The sequence below is a fragment of the Pseudomonas sp. GW822-FHT06D10 genome (assembly GCF_058799535.1).
The window spans coordinates 708,434-732,260 of record NZ_JBXALN010000005.1 but is presented as its reverse complement, the minus strand read 5'-3'; the positions used below and the strand labels follow the sequence as shown (position 1 = coordinate 732,260).

Here is a 23,827-nt window from a genome sequence, read left to right as displayed (position 1 = left end):
AATAAGGCGAAAACTGACTGCCTTACCAACTGCTTCTGGCTTCGATGAACTGAAGCGTAACCGCTATCGAAAACTGCATAACTCGTTGAATCTCAAGGAGTTTTCCGCTTCGACTGCGCCGGAAGTGGGGCGAATTATAGACCTGTAGAATCTGCCGTCAACAGTTATTTTCATAAATCTGTCATATCGGTCAGAAAAGCCCATAAAAGCAAAGGCCGGCCCCAAGGGGCCGGCCTTTATCGCTTCACTCTTACAGGCTAGGAAAGGCGAACTGCGAAGCTTCGTGGCTGGCGCGTTGCGGCCAGCGCTGGGTGATCGCCTTGCGACGGGTATAGAAACGCACACCATCGGGACCGTAGGCATGCAGGTCACCGAACAGTGAACGCTTCCAGCCACCGAAGCTGTGATAGGCCACAGGTACCGGCAGCGGCACATTGACGCCCACCATGCCCACTTCGATCTCGTCGCAGAACAGACGTGCCGCTTCACCGTCACGGGTAAAGATGCAGGTACCATTGCCGTACTCGTGATCATTGATCAGTTGCATGGCCTCCTCCAGGCTGTTGACCCGGACGATGCATAGCACCGGCCCGAAAATCTCTTCCTTATAGATGCGCATCTGCGGGGTAACGCGGTCGAACAGGCAGCCACCGAGGAAGAAGCCGTCTTCATGACCGGCTACGCTCAAACCACGACCGTCCACCACCAGTTGCGCACCTGCGGCCACGCCGTCTTCTACATAACCACTGACCTTGTCACGCGCCTGGGCGGTAACCAGCGGCCCCATGTCCAGGCCACAGGAAGTACCGGCACCAATCTTCAGCGCCTTGATCTGTGGCACCAGCTTGGCCACCAGGGCATCGGCCACCTGGTCGCCCACGCACACGGCTACCGAGATCGCCATGCAACGCTCACCGCATGAACCGTAGGCCGCGCCCATCAACGCACTGACGGCGTTATCCAGGTCGGCATCCGGCATCAGCACCGCGTGGTTCTTCGCCCCGCCCAGAGCCTGAACGCGCTTGCCGCGCTTGGTGCCTTCGGCATAGATGTACTCGGCAATCGGCGTCGAACCGACAAAACTCAGCGCCTTGACTTCCGGTGCCTCGATCAGCGCGTCCACCGCAGTTTTGTCACCGTGCACCACGTTCAGCACGCCCTTGGGCAGGCCGGCTTCATGCAGCAACTCGGCAATCAGCAGGGTCGAGCTTGGGTCACGCTCAGAAGGCTTGAGGATGAAGCAGTTGCCACAGGCGATCGCCAGCGGATACATCCACAGCGGCACCATGGCCGGGAAGTTGAACGGGGTAATGCCGGCCACTACGCCCAGCGGCTGGAAGTCGGACCAGGCGTCGATGTTCGGGCCCACGTTACGGCTGTACTCGCCCTTGAGGATTTCCGGCGCGGCGCAGGCGTATTCGACGTTCTCGATACCGCGCTTCAATTCGCCAGCAGCATCTTCCAGGGTCTTGCCGTGCTCTTCACTGATCAGCTTGGCAATACGGGCTTCGTTCTGCTCCAGCAATTGCTTGAAGCGGAACATCACCTGGGCGCGCTTGGCCGGTGGCGTATTGCGCCAGGCCGGGAATGCCGACTTGGCCGAGTCGATGGCTTGCTGGATGGTTTCACGGCTGGCCAGCGGCACTTTATGGATCGCCTGACCGGTGGACGGGTTGAATACGTCGGCGCTGCGACCGTTGTCGCTTACCAGCTCACCGTGGATCAGGTGTTGAATCAGACTCATGCGGGGACTCCTGAAAGAGGGAAAGCGCAGGCGCGAAACACTTCGCGCCCGCTTCTATATAAGAAGGATCGAATCAGTCGAGCTTGCTCAGCACTTCGCCAACCGCGTCGAACAGGCGATCGAGGTCCTGCGGCTTGCTGTTGAAGGTTGGGCCGAACTGCAGGGTGTCGCCGCCGAAGCGCACATAGAAACCGGCTTTCCACAACGCCATGCCAGCCTCGAACGGACGCACGATGGCATCGCCATCACGGGGTGCAATCTGGATCGCGCCAGCCAGGCCGAAGTTACGGATGTCGATCACGTTCTTCGTGCCCTTGATGCCGTGCAGTGCATTCTCGAAATGCGGGGCAACCTCGGCCACGCTCTGCACCAGGTTTTCCTTCTGCAGCAGGTCCAGTGCCGCCAGGCCCGCAGCGCACGCCACCGGGTGCGCCGAATAGGTGTAGCCGTGGGGGAATTCCACTGCGTACTCGGGTGTCGCCTGGTTCATGAAGGTCTGATAGATCTCGGAGCTGGCAATCACCGCGCCCATGGGGATCGCGCCGTTGGTGACCTGCTTGGCCACGCACATCAGATCCGGCGTCACGCCGAAGCTGTCAGCGCCGAACATCGCACCGGTACGGCCGAAGCCGGTGATCACTTCGTCGAACACCAGCAGGATGTTGTGCTGATCGCAGATTTCCCGCAGGCGCTTGAGGTAACCCTGTGGCGGCACCAGCACGCCAGCGGAGCCGGCCAGAGGCTCGACGAAGACCGCGGCAATGTTGGAAGCGTCATGCAGTTCGATCAGTTTCAGCAGCTCATCGGCCAGAGCGATACCGCCCTGCTCCGGCATGCCACGAGAATAAGCGTTGCTGGCCAGCAGGGTATGGGGCAGGTGATCGACATCCATCATCGCCTGGCCGAACAACTTGCGGTTGCCGTTGACGCCACCGAGGCTGGTGCCGGCGATATTCACCCCGTGGTAGCCACGGGCACGGCCGATCATCTTGGTCTTGGTCGACTGGCCTTTCAGGCGCCAGTAGGCGCGCACCATCTTCACTGCGGTATCGGCGCACTCGGAGCCGGAGTCAGTGAAGAACACGTGGTTCAGGTTGCCCGGGGTCAGGTCGGTGATCTTCTCGGCCAGCTGGAACGACAGCGGGTGGCCGTATTGGAAGCCTGGGGAATAGTCCAGGGTGCCCAACTGCTTGGCGACCGCTTCCTGGATCTCCTTGCGCGAGTGACCGGCACCGCAGGTCCACAGACCGGACAGCGAGTCATAGATCTTGCGGCCCTTGTCGTCCACCAGCCAGCTGCCTTCGGCGCCGACGATCAGGCGCGGGTCGCGCTGGAAGTTGCGGTTGGCGGTATAGGGCATCCAGTGAGCGTCGAGCTTGAGCTGGCTGGCCAGGGACTGAGGGGCGGTTTCCGGCATGTTCATGAGCAAAACCTCGCAAGGCAATGAAGCGGCGTAGGAATGAAAAGCGTTGTTGCAGCTAAGTTGCCACGGCTATAAAGTCGGTGAAATCCAACTTTAATAACCTTCAGTCTGGCATCTACTAAACTATGAGCAGCCGTCGAGCCGACCCGCTGGCGCAAGTCAGCGACTTTGATATCCGCCTGCTGCGGATCTTTCGCAGCGTGGTGGAATGCGGTGGTTTCTCCGCGGCGGAAACCGTGCTCGGCATCGGCCGCTCGGCCATCAGCCAGCAGATGAGCGACCTGGAGCAACGGGTCGGCCTGCGCCTGTGCCAGCGCGGGCGCGCCGGGTTCTCCCTGACCGAGGAGGGCCGCGAGGTCTATCAGTCGACCCTGCAACTGCTCAGTGCCCTGGAAAGCTTCCGTACCGAGGTCAACGGCCTGCACCGCCACCTGCGCGGCGAATTGATCATCGGCCTCACCGACAACCTGGTGACCCTGCCCCACATGCGCATCACCCACGCCCTGGCGCAATTGAAGGAGCGTGGCCCGGACGTGCAGATCCAGATCCGCATGATCGCCCCCAACGAAGTCGAGCAAGGGGTGCTCGACGGCCGCCTGCATGTCGGTGTGGTGCCCCAGGCCAGTGCCCTACCCGGCCTGGAATACCAGCCGCTGTATGACGAACGCTCGCTGCTGTACTGCGCCGTGGGCCACCCGCTGTTCTATGTGGATGACCGGCAACTGGACGACCAGCGCCTCAACGACCAGGACGCCATCGCCCCGACCTTTCGCCTGCCAGCCGAGATCCAGGCCCACTACCAGGCGCTGAATTGCACCGCCAGCGCATCCGACCGGGAAGGCATGGCGTTCCTGATTCTCACCGGCCGCTACATCGGCTACCTGCCGGACCACTACGCCAGCCTCTGGGTGCAGCAGGGCCGGTTGCGCGCCCTCAAGCCCAAGTCACGCTTCTACGACCTGAGCCTGGCATCGGTCACGCGCAAGGGCCGGCGCCCTCATTTGGTGCTCGAAAGCTTTCTGGAAAGCCTGGCGGCAACCCGCTAGAGCGTCTCCACTCACCAGCAAGGCCCCGTATTAAAAGGCCCGCACCGCAAAACAGAAAAAATAACCTGAGCACCTGGACAGCTTTTTGCAAAGACCTCGGCACCTTGAACCCCAGCCCGAGCTCCACGCCATGCAGCCAGATGCTTCCCGCCCCAGCGAACTGATCTACGGCCTCGACGATCGCCCGCAACCCCTGCCCGCGCTGCTGGCAGCCCTGCAGCATGTGCTGGCCAGCTTTGTCGGCATCATCACCCCACCACTGGTGATTGGTTCGGCCCTGGGCCTTTCGGCGCACCTGCCGTACCTGATCAGCATGGCGCTGATGGTCTCCGGGGTCGGCACCTTTATCCAGGCTCGGCGCCCCTGGGGCATCGGGGCCGGCATGATCTGCCTGCAAGGCACCAGCTTCGCCTTCCTCGGCGCCGTACTGTCGGCGGGGTTCCTGGTCAAGCAACGGGGCGGCAGCCCGGAAGACATCCTGGCGATGATCTTCGGCGTGTGTTTCTTCGGCGCGCTGGTGCAGATCGTCCTCAGCCGCTTTATCGGGCGACTGCGCCGGGTGATCACCCCGTTGGTGACCGGCATCGTCATTACCCTGATCGGCATCAGCCTGATCAAGGTCGGCATCACCGACCTGGGCGGCGGCTTCAATGCCGCGGACTTCGGCGCCCCGGGCAATCTCGGCCTGGGCCTGCTGGTGCTGCTGACCATCATTCTGCTCAACCGCAGCAACACCCCGTGGGTGCGCCTCAGCGCCATCATCATCGGCCTGGCCCTGGGCAGCCTGGCGGCCTGGTTCAGCGGCAAGCTGGTGCCCCAGCCGCTGCCGGACCTGCCGTTGATCAGCCTGCCCCTGCCCTTCAGGTACGGCTTCAGTTTCGACTGGAGCGCCTTTATCCCCGTAGCCCTGATTTACCTGATCAGCACCCTGGAAACCGTGGGAGATCTGACCGCCAACTGCATGCTGGCGCGCCAGCCCATCAGCGGCCCTTCCTATATAAGCCGGCTCAAGGGCGGGGTCCTGGGGGACGGCGTCAGTTGCATGATCGCCGCCACCTTCAGCGCCTTCCCCAACACCACCTTCGCCCAGAACAACGGGGTGATTCAGTTGACCGGTGTGGCCAGCCGCTTCGTCGGCCTGTACATCGGCCTGATCCTGTTCTGCCTGGGCCTGTTCCCGCTGATCGGCGCGCTGCTGCAACAGATCCCCAAGCCGGTACTCGGCGGTGCCACCCTGGTGATGTTTGGCAGCGTCGCCGCAGCCGGGGTACGGATCCTCGCCCAGGCCCCGCTGGACCGGCGCAGCATGCTGATCATCGCCACTTCGTTCGGCGTCGGCCTGGGCATCGCCGCGCAACCGAACCTGCTGCACCTGCTGCCCAAGGTGGTGCAGAACCTGTTCGATTCGGCGATCACCAGCGGCGGCCTCACCGCCTTGCTGATGAGCCTGCTGTTGCCGGAAAGCAAGGGCGCGGCGAATGACGCAAATCCGATTCCGGAAAACGACACCCTGAGGGCCCACTGAGGCTTTTGTAGCGCCAAGGCTTGTCTGATCCACGTGGGTGCGCTATCAACGCACAGGTTGCACCCACAGACTTGCTCGGAAACCTCCATGACCTTTGAAGTCCCCGCCCACAGCGCTCCTCACCCCGGCAAACCCGCCAGCCGCATTCGGCAGAAGAATGAAGAGGCCATCCTCCAGGCCGCCGAGGACGAGTTCGCCCGTCACGGTTTCAAAGGCACCAGCATGAACACCATCGCGCAGAAGGCCGGCCTGCCCAAAGCCAACCTGCACTACTACTTCACCAACAAGCTGGGGCTGTACATCGCGGTGCTGAGCAACATCCTCGAACTCTGGGACAGCACCTTCAACACCCTCACCGCCGAAGATGATCCGGCCGAAGCCCTGTCCCGCTACATCCGCGCCAAGATGGAATTCTCCCGCCGCCAGCCGCAAGCCTCGCGGATCTTCGCCATGGAGATCATCAGCGGTGGCGAGTGCCTGAGCGAGTATTTCAGCCAGGACTACCGCGCCTGGTTCCAGGGCCGCGCCGCGGTGTTCCAGGCCTGGATCGACGCCGGCAAGATGGACCCGGTAGACCCGGTGCACCTGATCTTCCTGCTGTGGGGCAGCACCCAGCACTATGCCGATTTCGCCACCCAGATCTGCCGCGTCACCGGGCGCACCCGGCTGACCAAGCAGGACATGGAAGACGCCGGCAACAACCTGATCCGCATCATCCTCAAAGGCTGTGGCCTGACACCTGCACTGAAAGACTGACCCCCATGCCCTTTACCCTGGCCGGCCTTTGCGAATACCGCGAGGAAATTCGCAAAAGCCGCTTCATCACCTTTGCCGCGCCCATCAGCAGCGCGGCCGAGGCCCAAGCCTTCATCCAGCAGTACAGCGACCTCAACGCTTCGCATAACTGCTGGGCGTGGAAACTCGCCGACCAGTACCGCAGCAACGACGACGGTGAACCCGGCGGCACCGCCGGGCGACCGATCCTCGCGGCCATCGAGGCCCAGGACTGCGACCAGGTGGCGGTGCTGGTGATCCGCTGGTACGGCGGCATCCAACTGGGCACCGGCGGCCTGGCCCGAGCCTATGGCGGCGGCGCCAACAAGTGCCTGCAAGGCGCCGAGCGCATCGCCCTGGTCAACCGCGTACCGCTGCGTTGCGCCTGCAGCTTCAGCGAACTGGCGCTGGTCAAGCTGCGGGTTGCCGAACTGGGTGGGCTGCTGGTCCAGGAAGACTTCACCGCCAACGGCGTAGAGCTGCAACTGGCCCTGGGCGAAGAGCAGATCGATACCCTGCAGCAACAGCTGGCGGACCTCAGCCGCGGGCGCATCCTTTTGCAGCGCTGAAGGCACCAACCCGGCCCGAACCACCTTGTGCATAACCCGCAAGGGCCCCGGGCACTTGCCCACATCTACTGTGCACCCGACTGTGGATAAGCTGAGCACATAGCGCTGTAACCCTTCTGCAACGTGGCTTTGCGGGCTTTGTTCATTTTTTGTCCAAAGCGCCCCCAGGAAGCTTTTTTCCACAGCGAAACAGCCACTTAAGCCGGTTGATCGCAGTTCACGGGCAAGCCAGTGGTGCTGATGCCCAAGCGCCGCTCTTGCACACAATTACTGTGGAGCAAGCTGTGGATAACCCGTGCAAGGCTGCTCCAGCCCCTGATTGCGCAGGGTCTGCAGGCAACTGATCATTTTCTGCGCAACGGCCTGGGGACAAAAACAGCGCCTTTTCAAACACCTTGCCCCGAAGTGGTGCCAGGACCCTGGTCCTGTCAGCCAGGCAGGATGCCGCCCGGGAGCGCTTCACCGGCTTTCCTGACCCACTGGCCAGGAAATTGCTTTATCCACAGGCACAACTCCCAGAAGCCGAGCCTGTCATGTCCAATCACCCTGCACCCAGCAGCCAGGCACCACGCCTGCAACTGCGCCGGATCAGCAAACGCTATCCCGGCTGCCTGGCCAACGACGCCATCGACCTGAACATCGCTGCGGGTGAAATCCATGCGTTGCTGGGCGAAAACGGCGCCGGCAAAAGCACCTTGATGAAGATCATCTACGGGGTGGTCCAGGCCGATTCGGGGGAACTGCTCTGGCAAGGACAGCGCCAGCTCATCGACAACCCGGCCCAGGCACGCAGCCTGGGGATCGGCATGGTGTTCCAGCATTTCTCGCTGTTCGAAACCCTCAGCGTGGCGCAGAACATTGCCCTGGCCATGGGCGCCGGCACCGGTACGCCGAGCCAGCTGGAAGGCAGAATCCGCGAGGTTTCCCAGCGTTACGGCATGGCCCTCGAACCCCAGCGCCTGGTGCACAGCCTGTCCATCGGCGAACGCCAGCGGGTGGAAATCGTCCGCTGCCTGATGCAGGACATCCGCCTGCTGATCCTCGACGAGCCGACCTCGGTCCTGACCCCGCAGGAGGCCGACGACCTGTTCGTCACCCTGCGCCGGCTGGCCGACGAAGGCTGCAGCATCCTGTTCATCAGCCACAAGCTCGCCGAGGTGCGCGCCCTGTGCCACAGCGCCACGGTGCTGCGCGCGGGCCGGGTGGCCGGGCACTGCAGGCCGGCGCAGTGCTCGGATCGCGAGCTGGCGCGGCTGATGGTGGGGGACGCGGCGGCGATGATCACCGACTACCCGAAAGCCCGCGGCACGAACGACTTCCTGCGCCTGGACAACCTCAGCAGGGACAACCCCGATCCTTTCGGCTGCTCACTGAAGAACATCGACCTGCGCCTGCGCAGCGGCGAGATCGTCGGCATCGCCGGAGTCGCCGGCAATGGCCAGGACGAACTGCTGGCCCTGCTCAGCGGTGAACAGCGCCTGCCCCGTGGCGAAGCCGAACGTATCTGTTTCGCCGGCCAGGGCGTGGCTCATCTGTATCCCGACGCCCGACGCCAGCGCGGCCTGGCTTTCGTTCCCGCCGAACGCCTGGGCCACGGCGCGGTGCCGGAACTGAGCCTGGAGGACAACGCCCTGCTCAGCGCCTTTCAACAGGGCCTGGTGCGCCACGGGCTGATCCAGCGACGCAAGGTGCGGGAACTGGCCGAGCGCATCATCCAGCGGTTCGGGGTCAAGAGCGCCGGTTCCCAGAGCCCGGCCCGCAGCCTGTCCGGCGGCAACCTGCAGAAATTCATCCTGGGCCGCGAGATTCTCCAGCAGCCTCGCCTGCTGATCGCCGCGCACCCGACCTGGGGCGTGGATGTAGGGGCCGCCGCCACTATCCACCGGGCACTGATCGCCTTGCGCGATGCCGGCGCGGCGATCCTGGTGATCTCCGAAGACCTGGACGAGCTGTTCCAGATCAGCGACCGCCTCGCTGCCCTGTGCGCTGGACGCCTATCGCCCCTCAAGGCCTGCGCCGACACCTCGCCGGTGGAGGTTGGCGGCTGGATGGCCGGCCACGCCGATTCCCTGCCCTCACCCGCTGCCCTGGCGATTTAACGGAGCTGTCCATGCTGCTTTCACTCGAACCCCGTGGCCGCCAGTCGCGGCTGATGCTCTGGTGCTCGCCACTGCTGGCGGCGCTGCTGACCCTGGGCTGCGGTTCCCTGCTATTCATGGCCCTGGGGCATGACCCCTGGCTGACCTTGCACACCCTGCTGATCGCCCCGGTCAGCGACTTGTATGGCGTGTCCGAGCTGCTGGTCAAGGCGCTACCTATCCTGCTCTGTGCCCTGGGCCTGGCGGTGGCCTACCAGGCGCGGGTGTGGAACATCGGCGCCGAGGGCCAATTGCTGCTCGGGGCCCTGGTCGGCAGCGCCCTGGCGGTCAATCTCATCGAACTGCAAAGCCGCTGGGCGCTGGTGCTGATCCTGCTTGCCGGAACCCTGGCCGGGGCTGCCTGGGCCGGGCTCACCGCCTGGTTGCGCACCCGCTTCAACGCCAATGAAATCCTCACCAGCATCATGCTCAACTACATCGCCCTGAACCTGTTGCTGTACGGCGTGCATGGCCCGTTGAAAGACCCCGCCGGGTTCAACTTTCCCGAGTCGGCGATGTTCGGCGACGCCAGCCGCCTGCCGCTGCTGATGGAAGACGGCCGGGTCGACGCCGGGGTGTACTTCGCCCTGCTGGCCCTGGTGGCGGTCTGGGTGCTGCTGCAGAAAAGCTTTGTCGGCTTCCAGATCAGGGTGCTCGGCCTGGACCAGCGTGCCGCCGGCTTCGTCGGCTTTCGCCAGAAGCGCCTGGTCTGGCTGGCGCTGTTGACCAGCGGTGCGCTGGCAGGGCTGGCCGGGGTCTGCGAAGTCGCCGGCCCCATCGGCCAACTGGTGCCCCAGGTGTCTCCCGGCTACGGCTACGCGGCCATTACCGTGGCTTTTCTCGGCCGCCTGAACCCCATCGGCATTGTGTTTTCCAGCCTGCTGATGGCGTTGTTGTACATCGGTGGCGAGAGCGCGCAGATGAGCCTCAACCTGCCCCAGGCCATCACCCAGCTGTTCCAGGGAATGATGCTGTTCTTCCTCCTGGCCAGCGACGTGCTGATTCTCTATCGCCCGCGCCTGAACCTGCGTTGGGTGCGCCGTAACGCCAGCGCCACTGCTACCGCCGGAGCCCTGTGATGGATATCGATCTGCTGAGCAATATTCTCTACGCCATGGTCCGCTGCGGCACCCCCCTGCTGCTGGTGGCCCTGGGGGAACTGATCTGTGAAAAGAGCGGCGTCCTCAACCTGGGGCAGGAAGGCATGATGCTGTTCGGCGCGGTGATAGGTTTTATCGTCGCCCTCAACAGCGGCCATTTGTGGCTCGGGGTGCTGCTGGCGATGGCCGCCGGGATGCTGCTGGCGGCGCTGTTCGCCCTGGTGGCCCTGGTGTTCACCGCCAACCAGGTGGCTACCGGGCTGGCGCTGACGATCTTCGGGGTCGGCCTGTCGAGCTTTGTCGGCGCGGCCTGGGTCGGCAAGCCCCTGGCCGGCTTCGAACCGCTGGCGCTGCCGCTGCTGAGCGAGATCCCGCTGATCGGCCGCATGCTGTTCGCCCAGGATTTGCTGGTGTACCTGTCCTTCACCCTGTTCGCCCTGGTGGCCTGGGTGGTGCTCAAAAGCCGGGTCGGCCTGATCATCCAGGCTGTCGGCGAGAACCCCGACGCCGCCAGCGCCATGGGGCTTCCGGTGCTGCGGGTGCGCACGCTCGCGGTGCTGTTCGGCGGCGCCATGGCGGGGCTGGCCGGGGCCTACCTGTCCCTGGCCTATACCCCGATGTGGGCCGAGAACATGAGCGCCGGACGCGGCTGGATCGCCCTGGCGCTGGTGGTATTCGCCAGCTGGCGGGTGTGGCGGCTGCTGCTCGGCGCCTACCTGTTCGGCCTGGCGAGCATCCTGCACCTGGTGGCCCAGGGCCTGGGCCTGGCGATTCCTTCCAACCTGCTGGCGATGCTGCCCTATGCCGCCACCATCCTGGTGCTGGTGCTGCTATCCCGGGATGCCTTGCGCACCCGGCTGTATGCACCGGTGTCCCTCGGCCAGCCGTGGCAGTCGGGACACTAGATGGCTGCCGGGGCCTTACCGGCAGCCGCTCGCACCGGCTGCAACTGGGCCACGTACCAGGCCTGCTCGAAGATCAGGATCACCCCGATCAATGCCGTGGCTGCGTGAGCCAGGGCGGGGTCCACATAGATGTCGCTCCATTGATTCAAGGAGCGCGCAGGCCAAAGCCTGGAGTATGCTTCAGGGTCAGCCCTTTCGAGCCCCATGCTTGCACATCGGAGAACCGGGCCAGTTGCGCCCCGTGCTGCAACTGCGACTGGGGCAAGCCTGTCCATTGAATCCGTGATCCTCACTTATCAAGGAACCTCATCATGTCCACGGCAAAAACCGCACTGATCATCGGCGCCTCCCGGGGCCTGGGCCTCGGCCTGGTCCAGCGCCTGCTGGAAGACGGCTGGCAGGTCACCGCCACCGTGCGCAACCCGCACAAGGCCGAGGCGCTGCAAGCCCTGGGCAAGGTGCAGATCGAGCAACTGGACATGGACGATCAGCAAGCGGTGATTGCCCTGAGCCAGAAGCTCAAGGACCAGGTGTTCGACCTGCTGTTCGTCAACGCCGGGGTCAAGGGCCCGGACAACCAGTTGCCGGGGCAGGCGACCCTGGCCGAAGTCGGCCAGCTGTTCTTCACCAACGCCGTGGCGCCGATCAACCTGGCCCAGCGCTTCGTCGGGCAGATCCGCAAGGACAGCGGCGTGCTGGCGTTCATGAGTTCGGTGCTGGGCAGCGTGACCATGCCCGACGCGCCGGAGCTGGCCCTGTACAAGGCCAGCAAGGCCGCGCTGAACTCCATGACCAACAGCTTCGTGACCCAGTTGGGGCAGAAGCTCACCGTGCTTTCGCTGCACCCGGGCTGGGTGAAGACCGACATGGGCGGCGAAGGCGCCGATATCGATGTGCAGACCAGCACCCGCGGGCTGATCGCCCAGGTCAATGCCTACACCGGCAAGGGCGGTCATCACTTCGTCAACTACAAAGGCGAAACCATCCCCTGGTAAGGCCGCGGCTGCCCCAGGCAGCCCTTGCACAGGCCAGCAAAGGCTCTGGAACGGGGGGCAAAATGCAAGTTTTGTCCCCCGGCAAATCTTTCGCTAGACTGCGCACCTCGCCCCTTGCGGCGACCCTGGATCAGCAGACAGGGCATCACTGAGCTGGCTAACCTGAACCCACTTTCAGAGGAGCCGGCAACCATGCCTGCGACCCGTACCTGGTTAAAAAATCCCCTGGCCATCTTCACCGGCAATGCCCTCGACGCCCGTGGCGGCCTGGTGCTGCAAGACGGCCTGATCGTTGAAGTGCTGGGCCTCGGCCAGCAACCTGCAAGCCCCTGCCAGCAGGTCTTCGATGCCCGCGAGCACGTGCTGCTGCCGGGCCTGATCAACACCCACCATCACTTCTATCAAACCCTGACCCGCGCCTGGGCGCCGGTGGTCAACCAGCCGCTGTTTCCCTGGCTCAAGACCCTGTACCCGGTCTGGGCCCGGCTGACCCCGGAAAAACTCGCCCTGGCGACCAAAGTGGCACTGGCCGAACTGCTGCTCTCCGGCTGCACCACCGCCGCCGACCATCACTATCTGTTCCCGGACGGCCTGGAAAACGCCATCGACGTGCAAGTCGAAACCGTGCGTGAACTGGGCATGCGCGCCATGCTCACCCGCGGCTCGATGAGCCTTGGCGAAAAGGACGGCGGCCTGCCACCGCAACAGACCGTGCAGGAAGGCCAGGTGATTCTCGACGACAGCCAGCGCCTGATCCAGCAGTACCACGAGCGTGGCGACGGTGCGCAGATCCAGATCGCCCTGGCACCGTGCTCGCCGTTCTCGGTGACCCCGGAAATCATGTCGGCCAGCGCCGAACTGGCCAACGGGCTCGATGTGCGCCTGCACACTCACCTGGCCGAGACCCTCGACGAAGAAGACTTCTGCCTGCAGCGTTTCGGCCTGCGCACGGTGGATTATCTGGACAGCGTCGGCTGGCTCGGTCCGCGCACCTGGCTGGCCCACGGCATCCACTTCAACCCGGATGAGATCGCCCGCCTCGGCCAGGCCGGTACCGGCATCTGCCATTGCCCGAGTTCGAACATGCGCCTGGCGTCCGGCATCTGCCCCAGCATCGAGCTGACCGATGCAGGGGCGCTGTTCGGCTTGGGCGTGGACGGTTCGGCGTCCAATGACGCCTCGAACATGATCCTCGAAGCGCGTCAGGCGCTGTACATCCAGCGCCTGCGTTACGGCGCCGAAAAGATCACCCCGGAGCGTGTACTGGGCTGGGCGACCCAGGGGTCGGCAAGCCTGTTGGGCCGTACCGACATCGGCGAACTGGCGGTAGGCAAGCAGGCAGACCTGGCGTTGTTCAAGCTCGATGAACTGCGTTTCTCGGGTAGCCATGATCCGGTTTCAGCGCTGCTGTTGTGCGCTGCGGATCGAGCGGACCGGGTCATGATTGGCGGCAAGTGGCGGGTGATTGATGGCCAGATCGAAGGGCTGGATCTGAAAAACCTGATCGCCGATCACAGCCAGGCGGCCCGGCAACTGATCGCCGGCACCTGATCTTTGGCGCCCACGGCGAGGGAGTGTATCCCTCGCCTGTGCGTTGAACGGTATCAGAGGGAGGAAACATGTTAGTTTGCCGCCCTCATCCGAACCGTTATAGGGACATTACGTGAAACAAAAGCACGGACTGGCGCTCTGCGTCGCACTGCTGATTTCGGGCTGTGGGAAACAGGAGGTTGCAGGCCCCGCCAGCAAAGTGCTGTCACCTGAAAAAGTTGCAGACATTGCTTCGACCATCAGCCGCAGATACCCGGACCTGTCCCCGCAAGTCCGCGATGCGGTGCTCAACACCGTCGTGCGTTCGATGGACAACATGGTGCTGATCGAAGGTGGCGAATTCCAGATGGGGGATTTCGGCTGGCCCCGTGGCTTCGACCCACAGGCGTTGTGCCAATGGCCCTGTGGCGTGGACCCGGCCAACATGGAACGGATCAGCCTCGACATCGATGACGACTTCGTTCACCCGGTCAAATTGAGCAGCTACTACCTGTCCTCGCTGCAAACCACCTTGGGCGATTTCGATCTGTTCTTCCTGGCGCAAGGCAGGCCGCAATTCGACGCGGCACTGCGCAAACGCGAAGACATGAAACACCTCTACCAGGAAAACCTGCCCGCCCCGGCGTCTCGAAAATGGCAAGAGGCCAAGGATTATTGTGGCTGGCTTGCAGACCTCAGCGGCTATGCCGTGGATCTTCCGACCGAGGCCCAATGGGAATATGCCGCGCGCAACCGTGGCCAGCCGGTGATGTTCGCGACCGACAACGGCAATCTGGACTATGGCCGCAACTTTCCGGCGCCTGACGACAACGAAACCTTCGCCGTGGACAGGTTTGTGCCTAACCCGCTGGGCCTCTACAACCTCACCGGCAATGCCAGTGAATGGGTCAACGACTGGTACGACAAACACTACTACCGCGAATCTCCCGTGGAGAATCCGCAAGGGCCTGAAACAGGCATTTATCGAGCGCAACGGGGCGCCAACAACAAGTTTGCCAACGACCCGACCTTTTCTCCTTCGGCCAGCACCGTCCGCCGTTGGCGTTGGGGAGCACTCGCGGCCTGGAATGCCCCCGGGGTCAGCTTTCGCTGCGCTATCCAGTCGGCGCAACCCCTTTAAAGACCGAGCAGCGACAGCATGATGAAGGTCGCAAACAGCACGAAGTGAGTCATGCCTTCTATGGCATTGGTTTCACCGTCGTTAAGGTTGATCGCGCTGACGATCAGGGTGATGAACACCATCACCGTTTGCACCGGGGTCATGGCCATCTGGAAGGGCTGGCCGGTGTACAAGGCCATGGCCTCCATCACCGGCACCGTGAGGATCACCGTCGACAGGGAAGCGCCCAGGGCCACGTTGACCACCGACTGCATGCGGTTGGCCAGGGCGGCGCGCAGGGCGGTCAGGATTTCCGGCGCGGCGGAAATCGCCGCCACCAGGATCGCCGTGATCACCGGCGGTGCGCCCGTGCCTTCCAGGCCCAGGTCCAGGGTCTTGGACATCACCTCGGCCAGGGCGCCGATTACCACCACCCCGAACACCAGGATGCCGATGCTCCAGGCCAGGTTGATGGCATGGGGCTGTTCCTGGGCCTCTTTATTGCGGCGTTTTTCCGGGTAGCTGTAGCTGAAGAAATAGCTGTGCGGCCCGACCTGCATGCGCAGGAACAGGGTATAGAGCACCACCATGGCGCCGATGGTGAAGGCCGAGTAGACCTTCCAGTCGGCCTCGGGGATGAACTCCGGCACCACCATCGACACGCCCATGGCGGTGAGGATCATCACGCTGTAGGTACGCGCCGAGTCGTCGTTGTAGGGCTGCTCGCCATGCTTGATGCCGCCCATCAGTGCGGCCAGGCCGAGGATGCCGTTGATGTCCAGCATCACCGCCGAGTAGATGGTGTCGCGCACCAGGGTCGGCGAGGCTTCGTTGCTCATCATGATCGCCAGGATCACCACTTCCACCAGCACCGCGGCCAGGGTCAGGATCATGGTGCCGTAGGGGTCGCCGACCTTTTCCGCCAGCAGTTCAGCGTGGTGGGCGACGCGCATCGAAGCCATGACGATAAAGCCGATCAGCACCAGCCCGGCGCCCAGGGCGATGCCCTGGCCACTGCCCAGCAACAGATGTTCAAGCGGATAGGCGGCCACGGCGGCCAGCAGCGCAAGCAGTAGAAACTTTTCTTGCTTGAGGGAATTGAGCATTGCAGTCCTTTGACGGGAATAAAAACGAGTACAGGAGATGACTGAAAGACTGCACCAAGTCACTAACGTTTCGTTACATGTTAGTGCACCAGCCCCAGGCTCCGCGCACCGGGATGGGTCTTGAACAGCCCTTCGCCGGCAAGCGGACTCCTGCATTCCAGCTCCGTAGGAGCTGCTTGCCAGCGAAAAGCGCGCCCCAAAGCCCCCGTAGAAACCACCTCGCCGGCGCAACGGCCATCTTTGTTGTCCTCTTGGTCAGCTATTTGCATTGCCCTCCAGTGCTTGCCGCCCCAGCCCCCCACAACAAGATGGAGCTCCATTTCATGCATACACGCCCGTTGCACAAGTTGCTCTGCACCCTGGCCGCCGCCATCGGCCTGAGTGCCAGCCTTACCGCCAGCGCCGCCGATCCGCTGAAGGTCGGTTTCGTCTACATCGGCCCCATAGGCGATCACGGCTGGACCTATCAGCATGAACAGGGGCGCAAGGCCCTGGTGGAAAAATTCGGCGACCAGATCAAGACCAACTACGTGGAGAACGTAGCCGAAGGCGCCGACGCCGAGCGGGTGATCCGCAACATGGCCAAGGACAACTACGACCTGATCTTCACCACCTCCTTCGGCTACATGAACCCCACGCTGAAGGTCGCCAGGCAATTCCCCAAGGTGACCTTCGAACACGCCACCGGCTACAAGCAGGACAAGAACCTCGGTACCTACCTGGCGCGCACCTACGAGGGCCGCTATGTGGGTGGTTTCCTCGCGGCGAAGATGACCAAGAGCAAGAAGATCGGCTACGTCGCCTCCTTCCCCATTCCGGAGGTGATCCGCGACATCAACGCCATCCAGCTGGCCCTGAACAAGTACAACCCGGGCACCGAGATCAAGGTGGTGTGGGTCAATTCCTGGTTCGATCCGGGCAAGGAAGCCGACGCCGCCAATGCCCTGATCGACCAGGGCGCCGACGTGATCTTCCAGCACACCGACAGCCCGGCGCCGATCCAGGCCGCGGAACGGCGTGGCGTGTACGCGGTGGGCTATGCCTCGGACATGGCCCACTTCGGCCCCAAGGCGGTGCTGACCTCCATCGTCAACAACTGGGGCCCGCACTACATCCAGGCCACCCAGGGGGTGATGGACCACAGTTGGAAACCCCAGGACTACTGGGGTGGGCTGAAAGAGGGTACGGTTGAACTGCCCCTCAGCGACCTGCTGCCGGCCCCGGTGAAAACCGAGGCCGAACAGATCATCGCCAGCATCAAGAGCGGCGAGTTCCACCCGTTCACCGGCCCGATCAAGGACCAGGCCGGGGTCGAAAAAATCGCCGCGGGGGTCAGCGCCAGCAATGCCGAACTGGCCTCGATGAACTACTACGTCGAAGGCCTGAAGGCGGACATCCCCAAATAATCTGGTCGTCGCTGTCGGAGCATCCGCCAGCGACGACGGACCGCCAATCAGGATGGGAGCATTTTCATGAATCAACTGCCGATCATCGATATCAGCCCGCTGTATCAGGATGAGCAGCAAGGCTGGGACAGTGTCGCCAAGCAGATCGACCGCGCCTGTCGCGAATGGGGCTTCTTCTACATCAAGGGTCACCCGATCAGCGCACAACGCATCGAGCAATTGCTGAGCACGGCCAAGCACTTCTTCGCCCTGCCCAGTGTTGAAAAACTCAAGATCGATATCACCCAGAGCCGTCACCATCGCGGCTACGGCGCCATCGCCACCGAGCAGTTGGACCCAAGCAAGCCCAGCGACCTCAAGGAAACCTTCGACATGGGCCTGCACCTGCCGGCCGAGCACCCGGACGTGCTGGCGGAAAAACCCCTGCGCGGGCCCAACCGCCACCCCGACCTGCCCGGCTGGCAAGCCCTGATGGAGCAGCACTACCAGGACATGCAGGCCCTGGCCCAGACCCTGCTGCGGGCCATGACCCTGGCCCTGGGCATCGAACGTGATTTCTTCGACCGCCGCTTCCAGGACCCGGTGAGCGTGCTGCGGATGATCCACTATCCGCCGCGCCACACCGCCAGCAGCGCAGAGCAGCAAGGCGCCGGCGCCCACACCGACTACGGCTGCATCACCCTGCTCTACCAGGACGCCGCTGGCGGCTTGCAGGTGCGCAACGTCAAGGGCCAGTGGATCGACGCCCCACCCATCGACGGCAGCTTCGTGGTCAACCTCGGCGACATGATGGCGCGCTGGAGCAACGACCGTTACCTGTCGACCCCGCACCGGGTCATCAGCCCGCTGGGGGTGGACCGCTACTCGATGCCGTTCTTCGCCGAGCCGCACCCGGACACCCGCATCGAATGCCTGCCCGGCTGCCAGGACGCGGAGCACCCGGCCAAGTACCCGGTGACGACCTGCGCCCAATTCCTGCTCTCGCGCTTTGCCGATACCTACGCCTATCGCCGGGAGCTGGAGCAGGCCTGACCGCCCCCCCGGTCAGGTTTTGCCGAACATTTGCGCCGCCAGATGTAGAATGGCGGCTTTTTCGGGCCCGGTGAAAACCTGGCGAAAGCCGCAAGCCACAGCCAGTTCCCCACAGAAGGGCACGGCCCTAGCAGCGCATCACTCTCGCAGCGCCCGCCTGCACCTGATGAGACGACACCATGTATGACTGGCTGAACGCCTTGCCCAAGGCCGAGTTGCACCTGCACCTGGAAGGTTCCCTGGAACCGGAACTGCTGTTCGCCCTGGCCGAACGCAACAAGATCGCCCTGCCCTGGAGCGACGTCGAGACCCTGCGCAAGGCCTACGCCTTCAACAACCTGCAGGAATTCCTCGACCTGTACTACCAGGGCGCCGACGTGCTGCGCACCTCCCAGGACTTCTACGACCTGACCTGGGCCTACCTGCTGCGCTGCAAAGAACAGAACGTGATCCACACCGAACCCTTCTTCGACCCGCAGACCCACACCGACCGTGGCGTGCCGTTCGAAGTGGTGCTCAACGGCATCGCCAGCGCACTCAAAGATGGCGAGCAGCAACTGGGCATCACCAGCGGCCTGATCCTCAGTTTCCTGCGCCACTTGAGCGAAGAAGAGGCGCAGAAGACCCTCGACCAGGCGCTGCCGTTTCGCGATGCATTCGTCGCCGTGGGCCTGGACAGTTCGGAAATGGGCCACCCGCCGAGCAAGTTCCAGCGGGTATTCGACCGTGCGCGCAGCGAAGGCTTCCTGACCGTCGCCCACGCCGGTGAAGAAGGCCCGCCGGAGTACATCTGGGAAGCCCTGGACCTGTTGAAGATCCAGCGCATCGACCACGGTGTACGTGCCTTCGAAGACGAGCGGCTGATGCAGCGGATCATCGACGAGCAGATCCCGCTGACTGTGTGCCCGCTGTCCAACACCAAGCTCTGCGTGTTCGACCACATGTCCCAGCACAACATCCTGCAAATGCTCGAGCGCGGGGTGAAGGTCACGGTCAACTCCGATGACCCGGCCTACTTCGGCGGCTACGTCACCGAGAACTTCCACGCCCTGCACACCGACCTGGGCATGACCCAGGACCAGGCCCGGCGCCTGGCACAGAACAGCCTGGATGCACGGCTGGTCAAGCCGTAACGGCCTTCGCCGGCCAGCCGGCTCCTACACGAATCTGTAGGAGCCGGCTGGCCGGCGAACAGGTCCCCCCCGTCTCTATCAGCTCCCCGCCTCGCTCAACTCCTCCAGGGTCTTGCCCCGGGTTTCCATCCCGAACAGCCAGACCACCCCCGCGGCAATCACGAAGCACGCCGCCCCCAGGGCGAATACGCCGCCCTGCCCGGTCAACGGAAACACCAGCCCGGTCACCAGCGGCCCCAACAGCGAACCGATGCGCCCCACCGCCGAAGCGAACCCCGAGCCCGTGGCCCGGGCCGACGTCGGGTACAACTCGGGGGTATAGGTGTAGAGCACCGCCCACATGCCGAACAGGAAAAACTGCATCAGCAGCCCGGTGCCGATCAGCAGGCTGACGTTGCCGCCAAAGACCGCGCTCTGCCCGTAGAAGAAGGCCATGACCCCGCCGCCGAGCAAGGTCACGATGCACACCGGCTTGCGCCCCCAGCGCTCCACCAGCCAGGCGGCCATGAGGAACCCAGGAATTCCGCCCAGGGAAATCAGCACCGTGTAGTACACCGACTGGGTCACCGCAAAACCAGACTGCTGGAGCAAGGCGCTGAGCCAGGACGTCAGGCCGTAGAAGCCCAGCAAGGCGAAGAACCACAGGCTCCAGATCATCATCGTGCGCTGGCGATAGAGCGGCGACCAGATCTGCTTCAGTGCCGAGAAAAAGTGCCCCGGCGCACTCTCGATACGCGGCAGGTGCAGCGGCTCCGGCAATTGCGCCGTGCCCAGGGAAGCGCGCACCTTGTCTTCGATGCCACACAGCACCCGATCCGCATCGGCGTGGCGCCCGGCCTGTTCCAGCCAGCGCGGTGACTCGGGAATGAAGAAGCGGATCACCAGCACGAACACCGCCGGTACTGCCAGCACCAGGAAGATGTCACGCCAGCCGATCAGCGGCAGGAGGAAATACGAGAGCACCCCGGCGGCGACGAAACCCAGGGGCCAGAAGCCGTCCATCAGGGCGATGTAGCGCCCGCGACGCTGGGCCGGAATCATCTCCGAGAGCATCGACTGGGCGATGGGAAACTCCATGCCCATGCCGATCCCCAGCAGCACCCGGAACAGGGTCAGGCTGTCCACGCTCTGGGCGGTGGAACACAGGTAACTGGCCACGCCCCAGAGCACGATGCTCCACTGGAACACCGGCTTGCGCCCATAGCGGTCGGCAAGCATGCCCGACAGCGAGGCGCCCAGCACCATGCCGAAGAAACTGGAGCTGGCCAGCAGGCCGGCCTGGGCCGAACTCAGGCCAAACTCGGTTTTGATCGAGCCGAGGAGGAAGGTCATCATCGCCAGGTCCATGGAGTCGAAGAAAAACGCCAGGGCGATGATGATGAAGATCACCCGGTGATAGCCGCTGATGGGTAGCCGTTCCAGGCGCTCTGCGGCGCTGTATTCCTGTATGCCCATGCCCGTTCCCCCCGGTTGAATGCTTGACCGCCCGAGTGTGCGGGATCGAGGCCGGGGCTGATTGCCGAGGGCGACCTGTTCGCGTCCACCAGCGACGCCGAGGGCACGGTGCCCAGGCTCGCCGGCAAGCCGGCTCCTATCGCGGGCGTTGCGCGCTGATCTGCGCGCAACGCTCCTGGAGCAGGTCACGCAGTAGTTTCACCGGTTTGCTCAGGTGCGCCCGGTGGGTGCACAGCAGGTTCAGCGACGCGCCTTCGCAGCGCAGTTCCGGCAGCAGTATCTGCAGGCGGCCGGCCAGCACATCGGCGGCCACATCCAGCCAGGACTTGTAGGCAATCCCCTCACCGGCCACGGCCCAGCGCCGCACCACATCGGCGTCGTCGCTCAGGCGGTCACCACTGACGGTGAGGCTCACCTCGCGCTTGCCGTCATGAAAGCTCCAGAGGTCATGAGCCCGGCTGTCGAGCATGTACAACAGGCAGTTGTGCTGGGCCAGTTGCTCCAGCTGGCGCGGCTCGCCGTAGCGGGCCAGATAACGGGGGGCGGCGCACAGCACCCGGCGGTTGTCCGGAGCCACTGGCAGCGCCACCAGGCTGGAGTCCTCCGGTTCGCCGTAACGCAGGGCAATGTCCACCGGCTGGCGGAACAGGTCGGCAATCCGGTCCCCCAGCAGCAGGCGCACGCTGAGCTTGGGATGCTCACGCTGGAACTCGTCGAGCCAGGGCAACAGCAGATTGCGGCCAAAATCCGAAGGGGCAGAAAGCTGCAACACGCCACTGACCTGATCCTGACCGCTGGCCAGCAGGCGCCGGCCTTCATCCAGGTTGCTCAAGGCCGCCCGGGCGTATTCGAGAAAGCCCTCGCCCTCGGCGGTGAGCCGCAGGCTGCGGGTGGAACGGGCCAGCAGCCGTGCGCCCAGGTGTTCCTCGATGCGCTTGAGGGCAGCGCTGGCCACCGCAGGCGACAGGTCCATGACCCGGGCCGCCGCCGACAGGCTGCCCAGGTCTGCGGCACGCACGAACAACTGCAGGTCATCGAATCGCAGCATGAGGTCTTCCTGGATTATCAAAAAAATATTGAAAGAGCCTGCTCTTTTAGCCGGTTTTATCCTCGGGAGAAATAGCCAATCATCCCTCCCATCGCCCAGCACCTGAGGAAGCCCACATGTCCCAAGCCTTCACCGCGATTGCCACCCTGATCGCCAAGCCCCAGCAGCAAGACGTTCTCAAGCGCGAGCTCAGCGCCCTGGTCTCGCCCAGCCGCGAGGAAAGCGGTTGCCAGTACTACGAGCTGCACCAGGATGCCGAGCAACCGGGCACCTTCTACGTGCTGGAGCGCTGGGACGATGAAGCAGCCCTGGAGTTTCACAACAACACCGCGCACTTCCGGCATTTCCTCCATCAGACCCGCGAGGCGATCGAGCACTTCGAGCTCAAGCGCCTGCAGTTGATTGTCTGAGCCTTTTTTCCCTACTCATCATCAGGAACTCAACATGAAAGCCATCGCCTATTACGCTTCCCTGCCCATCGACGATCCCAAGTCCCTGCAAGACATCGAGCTGCCCGAGCCCGTGGCCGGCCCTCGCGATCTGCTGGTGGAAGTCAGGGCCATCTCGGTCAACCCGGTGGACACCAAGGTGCGCCAGAACGTCCAGCCCGAAGGCGGCGCAGCCAAGGTGCTGGGCTGGGACGTGGCCGGGGTGGTCAAGGCCGTGGGCAGCGACGTCAGCCTGTTCAAGGTCGGTGACCGGGTGTTCTACGCCGGCTCCATCGCCCGGGCCGGCGGCAACAGTGAGCTGCACACTGTGGATGAACGGATCGTCGGCCACATGCCCAAGAGCCTGGACTTCGCCGCGGCCGCCGCCCTGCCGCTGACCGCGATCACCGCCTGGGAGCTGCTGTTCGAACGCCTGCAGATCAGCCAGGAGCCGGCTGACAAAGGCCAGAGCCTGCTGATCGTCGGCGCTGCCGGCGGGGTCGGTTCGATCCTCACCCAACTGGCCCGTCAGCTCACCGGCCTCAAGGTGATCGGCAGTGCCTCCCGCGAACAGACCCAGGCCTGGGTCCGCGAGCTGGGCGCCCATGCGGTGGTGGACCACAGCCAGCCACTGAGCGCCGAACTCCAGCGCATTGGCGCAGGCCAGGTGACCCACGTCGCCAGCCTGACCCAGACCGATGCCCACCTCGACCAACTGGTGGAAGCCCTGGCACCCCAGGGTAAGCTGGCGCTGATCGACGATCCGAAAAGCCTCGATGTGACCAAGCTCAAGCGCAAGAGCCTGTCGTTGCACTGGGAGTTCATGTACACCCGTTCGCTGTTCGAAACCGCCGACATGCAAGAGCAGCACGTGCTGCTCAACCGGGTCGCCGAACTGATTGACGCCGGCACCTTGAAGACCACGGTCGGTGAGCACTTCGGCCAGATCAATGCAGCCAACCTGCGCCGCGCCCACGCCCTGCTGGAGAGCGGCAAGGCTCGCGGCAAGATCGTCCTCGAAGGTTTCTGAGGCGTTAACGAACGGCATCCGGCACCGGTAAAAGGTGCTGGCTGCCGTCAGTCCGAGAGTTGATTCCGGTCATATTTGTGACCGTATTCGGGTCTACACTGGGGGCCCTTGCAGCGCAGTCTTTTACCGTTAGGAGGTCAGCAATGAAGATCCTGATAAAAGAATTGGCACACCCCCAGGGCTCTCAATGGCAGGTACGGCTCGACCAGCATGTGGTGACGTTCCGCAGCGAGGCCGAAGCCCGGGCCTTCACCCAGACCCTGCAAAGCCGCCTGCAAGCCCCCCACCCGATTCCCCAGAGCCAGCGCGCCACCGGCTGA

22 protein-coding genes are annotated in these 23,827 nt (G+C 63.7%); 16 read left to right on the top strand and 6 right to left on the bottom strand.

Going from position 1 to position 23,827, the window contains the following annotated elements; genetic code table 11:
* Nucleotides 1-250: 250 nt before the first annotated feature.
* Together AC1RL5_RS20570 and aptA are read right to left on the bottom strand one after the other, a co-directional pair.
* On the bottom strand, nucleotides 251-1,744 hold the full coding sequence (locus AC1RL5_RS20570; protein ID WP_011059103.1) for a CoA-acylating methylmalonate-semialdehyde dehydrogenase: 1,494 nt from the start codon (nucleotides 1,742-1,744) through the stop codon (nucleotides 251-253).
* Between the two features lie 73 nt (nucleotides 1,745-1,817).
* Entirely contained in the window at nucleotides 1,818-3,167 is a 1,350-nt protein-coding gene (gene aptA, locus AC1RL5_RS20565) for an omega-aminotransferase AptA (RefSeq protein WP_011059102.1), read from the bottom strand.
* 125 nt (nucleotides 3,168-3,292) lie between these two features.
* Between aptA and AC1RL5_RS20560 the strand changes: the two genes are divergently transcribed.
* The 7 genes from AC1RL5_RS20560 (at nucleotide 3,293) to AC1RL5_RS20530 (ending at nucleotide 11,224) form a co-directional block, all read left to right on the top strand.
* Complete coding sequence (locus AC1RL5_RS20560; RefSeq protein WP_011059101.1) at nucleotides 3,293-4,213, top strand: LysR family transcriptional regulator; 921 nt, start codon at nucleotides 3,293-3,295, stop codon at nucleotides 4,211-4,213.
* 130 nt (nucleotides 4,214-4,343) lie between these two features.
* Nucleotides 4,344-5,738 (top strand): uracil-xanthine permease family protein, encoded by a 1,395-nt coding sequence (locus AC1RL5_RS20555; protein WP_065364940.1) that lies wholly within the window; start codon nucleotides 4,344-4,346, stop codon nucleotides 5,736-5,738.
* 87 nt (nucleotides 5,739-5,825) lie between these two features.
* Nucleotides 5,826-6,494 carry a TetR/AcrR family transcriptional regulator gene (locus AC1RL5_RS20550; RefSeq protein ID WP_047283792.1) on the top strand — a complete coding sequence of 223 codons (669 nt, stop codon included), beginning with the start codon at nucleotides 5,826-5,828 and terminating at the stop codon, nucleotides 6,492-6,494.
* Nucleotides 6,495-6,499: 5 nt separating this feature from the next.
* Nucleotides 6,500-7,081, top strand: coding sequence for an IMPACT family protein (locus tag AC1RL5_RS20545; protein WP_019092788.1), 582 nt, complete (start codon nucleotides 6,500-6,502; stop codon nucleotides 7,079-7,081).
* A 533-nt stretch (nucleotides 7,082-7,614) separates the two neighbouring features.
* A complete protein-coding gene (locus AC1RL5_RS20540; RefSeq protein WP_492589555.1) occupies nucleotides 7,615-9,180 on the top strand; it encodes an ABC transporter ATP-binding protein in 1,566 nt (521 codons plus the stop codon).
* A gap of 11 nt (nucleotides 9,181-9,191) precedes the next feature.
* Nucleotides 9,192-10,298 (top strand): ABC transporter permease, encoded by a 1,107-nt coding sequence (locus AC1RL5_RS20535; RefSeq protein WP_492589554.1) that lies wholly within the window; start codon nucleotides 9,192-9,194, stop codon nucleotides 10,296-10,298.
* Nucleotides 10,298-11,224, top strand: a complete 927-nt coding sequence (locus tag AC1RL5_RS20530; protein WP_019092790.1) for an ABC transporter permease — start codon at nucleotides 10,298-10,300, stop codon at nucleotides 11,222-11,224. The genes AC1RL5_RS20535 and AC1RL5_RS20530 overlap by 1 nt, the downstream gene beginning before the upstream one ends.
* On the opposite strand, the gene AC1RL5_RS20525 is transcribed toward AC1RL5_RS20530, so the two are convergent.
* On the bottom strand, nucleotides 11,221-11,373 hold the full coding sequence (locus AC1RL5_RS20525) for a hypothetical protein (RefSeq protein WP_207239986.1): 153 nt from the start codon (nucleotides 11,371-11,373) through the stop codon (nucleotides 11,221-11,223). The genes AC1RL5_RS20530 and AC1RL5_RS20525 overlap by 4 nt on opposite strands.
* A 162-nt stretch (nucleotides 11,374-11,535) precedes the next feature.
* Here AC1RL5_RS20525 and AC1RL5_RS20520 point away from each other — a divergent pair, with 162 nt between their 5' ends.
* The 3 genes from AC1RL5_RS20520 to AC1RL5_RS20510 all read left to right on the top strand — a co-directional run bounded on the left by AC1RL5_RS20520 (nucleotide 11,536) and on the right by AC1RL5_RS20510 (nucleotide 14,890).
* The gene (locus AC1RL5_RS20520) at nucleotides 11,536-12,219 is read left to right on the top strand and encodes an SDR family oxidoreductase (RefSeq protein ID WP_011059094.1); all 684 of its coding nucleotides are present in this window, start codon (nucleotides 11,536-11,538) and stop codon (nucleotides 12,217-12,219) included.
* Between the two features lie 192 nt (nucleotides 12,220-12,411).
* Complete coding sequence (locus AC1RL5_RS20515; RefSeq protein WP_072451972.1) at nucleotides 12,412-13,770, top strand: 8-oxoguanine deaminase; 1,359 nt, start codon at nucleotides 12,412-12,414, stop codon at nucleotides 13,768-13,770.
* A 112-nt stretch (nucleotides 13,771-13,882) separates the two neighbouring features.
* Complete coding sequence (locus AC1RL5_RS20510) at nucleotides 13,883-14,890, top strand: formylglycine-generating enzyme family protein (RefSeq protein WP_072451973.1); 1,008 nt, start codon at nucleotides 13,883-13,885, stop codon at nucleotides 14,888-14,890.
* On the opposite strand, the gene AC1RL5_RS20505 is transcribed toward AC1RL5_RS20510, so the two are convergent.
* Nucleotides 14,887-15,975: a calcium:cation antiporter gene (locus tag AC1RL5_RS20505; RefSeq protein WP_011059091.1), complete on the bottom strand. Its 1,089-nt coding sequence runs from the start codon at nucleotides 15,973-15,975 to the stop codon at nucleotides 14,887-14,889. The genes AC1RL5_RS20510 and AC1RL5_RS20505 overlap by 4 nt on opposite strands.
* A gap of 323 nt (nucleotides 15,976-16,298) precedes the next feature.
* Here AC1RL5_RS20505 and AC1RL5_RS20500 point away from each other — a divergent pair, with 323 nt between their 5' ends.
* The 3 genes from AC1RL5_RS20500 (at nucleotide 16,299) to AC1RL5_RS20490 (ending at nucleotide 19,546) form a co-directional block, all read left to right on the top strand.
* Nucleotides 16,299-17,381 carry a BMP family ABC transporter substrate-binding protein gene (locus AC1RL5_RS20500; protein ID WP_011059090.1) on the top strand — a complete coding sequence of 361 codons (1,083 nt, stop codon included), beginning with the start codon at nucleotides 16,299-16,301 and terminating at the stop codon, nucleotides 17,379-17,381.
* Between the two features lie 66 nt (nucleotides 17,382-17,447).
* Nucleotides 17,448-18,413: a 2-oxoglutarate and iron-dependent oxygenase domain-containing protein gene (locus AC1RL5_RS20495; protein ID WP_015634027.1), complete on the top strand. Its 966-nt coding sequence runs from the start codon at nucleotides 17,448-17,450 to the stop codon at nucleotides 18,411-18,413.
* A gap of 179 nt (nucleotides 18,414-18,592) precedes the next feature.
* Nucleotides 18,593-19,546, top strand: a complete 954-nt coding sequence (locus tag AC1RL5_RS20490) for an adenosine deaminase (protein WP_011059088.1) — start codon at nucleotides 18,593-18,595, stop codon at nucleotides 19,544-19,546.
* Nucleotides 19,547-19,624: 78 nt separating this feature from the next.
* Here AC1RL5_RS20490 and AC1RL5_RS20485 read toward each other — a convergent pair whose 3' ends face one another.
* Entirely contained in the window at nucleotides 19,625-21,001 is a 1,377-nt protein-coding gene (locus tag AC1RL5_RS20485; RefSeq protein WP_041115768.1) for an MFS transporter, read from the bottom strand.
* Nucleotides 21,002-21,137: 136 nt separating this feature from the next.
* Nucleotides 21,138-22,049, bottom strand: coding sequence for a transcription regulator VimR (gene vimR, locus AC1RL5_RS20480; RefSeq protein WP_011059086.1), 912 nt, complete (start codon nucleotides 22,047-22,049; stop codon nucleotides 21,138-21,140).
* 116 nt (nucleotides 22,050-22,165) lie between these two features.
* Between vimR and AC1RL5_RS20475 the strand changes: the two genes are divergently transcribed.
* The 3 genes from AC1RL5_RS20475 to AC1RL5_RS20465 all read left to right on the top strand — a co-directional run bounded on the left by AC1RL5_RS20475 (nucleotide 22,166) and on the right by AC1RL5_RS20465 (nucleotide 23,827).
* Nucleotides 22,166-22,459 (top strand): putative quinol monooxygenase, encoded by a 294-nt coding sequence (locus AC1RL5_RS20475; RefSeq protein WP_015634025.1) that lies wholly within the window; start codon nucleotides 22,166-22,168, stop codon nucleotides 22,457-22,459.
* Nucleotides 22,460-22,493: 34 nt separating this feature from the next.
* On the top strand, nucleotides 22,494-23,507 hold the full coding sequence (locus AC1RL5_RS20470; protein WP_011059084.1) for a zinc-binding alcohol dehydrogenase family protein: 1,014 nt from the start codon (nucleotides 22,494-22,496) through the stop codon (nucleotides 23,505-23,507).
* A gap of 143 nt (nucleotides 23,508-23,650) precedes the next feature.
* Nucleotides 23,651-23,827 carry a hypothetical protein gene (locus AC1RL5_RS20465; RefSeq protein WP_015634024.1) on the top strand — a complete coding sequence of 59 codons (177 nt, stop codon included), beginning with the start codon at nucleotides 23,651-23,653 and terminating at the stop codon, nucleotides 23,825-23,827.

What these genes read in the sequence shown, in the direction of transcription:
- AC1RL5_RS20570 (WP_011059103.1), bottom strand. Translation starts at nt 1,744, where the DNA reads ATGAGTCTGATTCAACACCTGATCCACGGTGAGCTGGTAAGCGACAAC.
- aptA (WP_011059102.1), bottom strand. Translation starts at nt 3,167, where the DNA reads ATGAACATGCCGGAAACCGCCCCTCAGTCCCTGGCCAGCCAGCTCAAG.
- AC1RL5_RS20560 (WP_011059101.1), top strand. Translation starts at nt 3,293, where the DNA reads ATGAGCAGCCGTCGAGCCGACCCGCTGGCGCAAGTCAGCGACTTTGAT.
- AC1RL5_RS20555 (WP_065364940.1), top strand. Translation starts at nt 4,344, where the DNA reads ATGCAGCCAGATGCTTCCCGCCCCAGCGAACTGATCTACGGCCTCGAC.
- AC1RL5_RS20550 (WP_047283792.1), top strand. Translation starts at nt 5,826, where the DNA reads ATGACCTTTGAAGTCCCCGCCCACAGCGCTCCTCACCCCGGCAAACCC.
- AC1RL5_RS20545 (WP_019092788.1), top strand. Translation starts at nt 6,500, where the DNA reads ATGCCCTTTACCCTGGCCGGCCTTTGCGAATACCGCGAGGAAATTCGC.
- AC1RL5_RS20540 (WP_492589555.1), top strand. Translation starts at nt 7,615, where the DNA reads ATGTCCAATCACCCTGCACCCAGCAGCCAGGCACCACGCCTGCAACTG.
- AC1RL5_RS20535 (WP_492589554.1), top strand. Translation starts at nt 9,192, where the DNA reads ATGCTGCTTTCACTCGAACCCCGTGGCCGCCAGTCGCGGCTGATGCTC.
- AC1RL5_RS20530 (WP_019092790.1), top strand. Translation starts at nt 10,298, where the DNA reads ATGGATATCGATCTGCTGAGCAATATTCTCTACGCCATGGTCCGCTGC.
- AC1RL5_RS20520 (WP_011059094.1), top strand. Translation starts at nt 11,536, where the DNA reads ATGTCCACGGCAAAAACCGCACTGATCATCGGCGCCTCCCGGGGCCTG.
- AC1RL5_RS20515 (WP_072451972.1), top strand. Translation starts at nt 12,412, where the DNA reads ATGCCTGCGACCCGTACCTGGTTAAAAAATCCCCTGGCCATCTTCACC.
- AC1RL5_RS20505 (WP_011059091.1), bottom strand. Translation starts at nt 15,975, where the DNA reads ATGCTCAATTCCCTCAAGCAAGAAAAGTTTCTACTGCTTGCGCTGCTG.
- AC1RL5_RS20500 (WP_011059090.1), top strand. Translation starts at nt 16,299, where the DNA reads ATGCATACACGCCCGTTGCACAAGTTGCTCTGCACCCTGGCCGCCGCC.
- AC1RL5_RS20495 (WP_015634027.1), top strand. Translation starts at nt 17,448, where the DNA reads ATGAATCAACTGCCGATCATCGATATCAGCCCGCTGTATCAGGATGAG.
- AC1RL5_RS20490 (WP_011059088.1), top strand. Translation starts at nt 18,593, where the DNA reads ATGTATGACTGGCTGAACGCCTTGCCCAAGGCCGAGTTGCACCTGCAC.
- AC1RL5_RS20485 (WP_041115768.1), bottom strand. Translation starts at nt 21,001, where the DNA reads ATGGGCATACAGGAATACAGCGCCGCAGAGCGCCTGGAACGGCTACCC.
- vimR (WP_011059086.1), bottom strand. Translation starts at nt 22,049, where the DNA reads ATGCTGCGATTCGATGACCTGCAGTTGTTCGTGCGTGCCGCAGACCTG.
- AC1RL5_RS20475 (WP_015634025.1), top strand. Translation starts at nt 22,166, where the DNA reads ATGTCCCAAGCCTTCACCGCGATTGCCACCCTGATCGCCAAGCCCCAG.
- AC1RL5_RS20470 (WP_011059084.1), top strand. Translation starts at nt 22,494, where the DNA reads ATGAAAGCCATCGCCTATTACGCTTCCCTGCCCATCGACGATCCCAAG.
- AC1RL5_RS20465 (WP_015634024.1), top strand. Translation starts at nt 23,651, where the DNA reads ATGAAGATCCTGATAAAAGAATTGGCACACCCCCAGGGCTCTCAATGG.